2 protein-coding genes are annotated in these 1,479 nt (G+C 44.5%); both read left to right on the top strand.

The genetic code is table 11. The annotated features are described in order from the left end of the window. The first annotated feature begins 34 nt into the window (after positions 1-34). Positions 35-547, top strand: a complete 513-nt coding sequence (locus tag ACIQYS_RS22390; RefSeq protein WP_402985248.1) for a transposase — start codon at positions 35-37, stop codon at positions 545-547. Continuing rightward, a partial coding sequence (locus tag ACIQYS_RS22385) for an IS3 family transposase (protein ID WP_402985246.1) occupies positions 544-1,479 on the top strand: 936 nt, incomplete at its 3' end. The genes ACIQYS_RS22390 and ACIQYS_RS22385, both read left to right, overlap by 4 nt.

Here is a 1,479-nt window from a genome sequence, read left to right as displayed (position 1 = left end):
TATGATTAAGTAAATTACACGGAGGTCGATCGATATGACAAAACAAAATGGAACACGTTACACGCAAGAACGAAAAGTAGAAATCATCGGGCGTATGATGCCACCAAACAATGAAGCGGTGGCGAAAATCTCCAAAGAAGAAGGTATTTCAGAAGTGACGTTGTACAAGTGGAGAAAGGAAGCACGAGTAGCTGGTACTGCAACGCCCGGCAACGGACAAACAAGCGACAAATGGAATAGCCAGGATAAGTTTTTAATCGTCATGGAAACATTTGCGATGAATGAGTTGGAGCTTGCCGAGTATTGTCGTAAAAAGGGCTTATATCGGGAACAGATTGAAGCATGGAAAAGTGTTTGCCTTCAGGCAAATGGGCAAGCTTTTGATCAGTCCAAACAGTTGAATGTGCAGCTGAAAGAAGAACAGAAACGTGCAAAAGCGTTAGAAAAAGATCTTCAAAAAAAGGAGAAAGCGTTGGCGGAAGCCGCGGCATTACTACTTCTTCGAAAAAAGGCCCAAGCGATTTGGGGGGACGACGCGGACGAATGATTGACCCGGCAAATCGCACACTAGCCGTGAAATTAATACAAGAAGCCAATCGAAATGGTGCACGATTAGGGAAGGCCTGTCAGGAGCTACACATCAACGTCCGTACGTACGAGCGATGGGTGGCGGATGGTGGAGTAAAGGTCGATCAGCGACCACTTACGAAGCGTCCAACACCGAAAAATAAGTTGTCTCCGGAAGAAAGAGAAGAAATTATCACCGTTGTGAAGCAAACAGAGTACGCAGATATACCACCAACACAAATCGTGCCGAAGCTAGCAGATAAAGGTACCTATATTGCATCCGAATCTACCTTTTATCGTGTATTAAAAGAAGAAAAAATGCAAAATCACCGGGGACGTAGTGGGAAACCGCAGCGTAGAATCCCAGAAAGCCATCTTGCGACGGCTCCCAATCAAGTATGGACATGGGATATTACATGGCTCGGTGGACCGGTGAAAGGTTTATTTTATCGACTCTATTTGATTCTGGACTTGTTTAGTAGAAAAGTAGTCGGCTGGGAAGTATGGGAAACAGAAGAATCAAAACATGCGGAAACACTCGTGAAAAAAGCGGTAATCCAGGAAAAAATTAAAGGCGCACCACTTGTTTTACATTCCGACAATGGTAGTCCGATGAAGGCTGCGACATTCTTAGTGTTACTAGAGAAACTAGGCATTCAAAGCTCCTTTTCAAGACCACGTGTGAGTAACGATAACCCGTATTCAGAAGCGATGTTTCGAACGCTCAAATATCGTCCGGATTTTCCACACCAAGGCTTCGGATCACTGGAGGAATCGAGGAAATGGGCAGCGCAATTTGTGCATTGGTACAACGAAGTTCATTTACACAGCGGGCTTAACTTCGTTACACCTATACAATGTCACACTGGGGCACATGTGGACATACTAGAAAAACGAAAAGAAGTGTATGAA

Source organism: Psychrobacillus sp. NPDC096426, assembly GCF_044762745.1.
Taxonomy (GTDB): Bacteria; Bacillota; Bacilli; order Bacillales_A; family Planococcaceae; genus Psychrobacillus.
The sequence above is the reverse complement of the archived record's forward strand: the minus strand, read 5'-3'. Positions and strand labels throughout refer to the sequence as shown.

What these genes read in the sequence shown, in the direction of transcription:
- ACIQYS_RS22390 (WP_402985248.1), top strand. Translation starts at nt 35, where the DNA reads ATGACAAAACAAAATGGAACACGTTACACGCAAGAACGAAAAGTAGAA.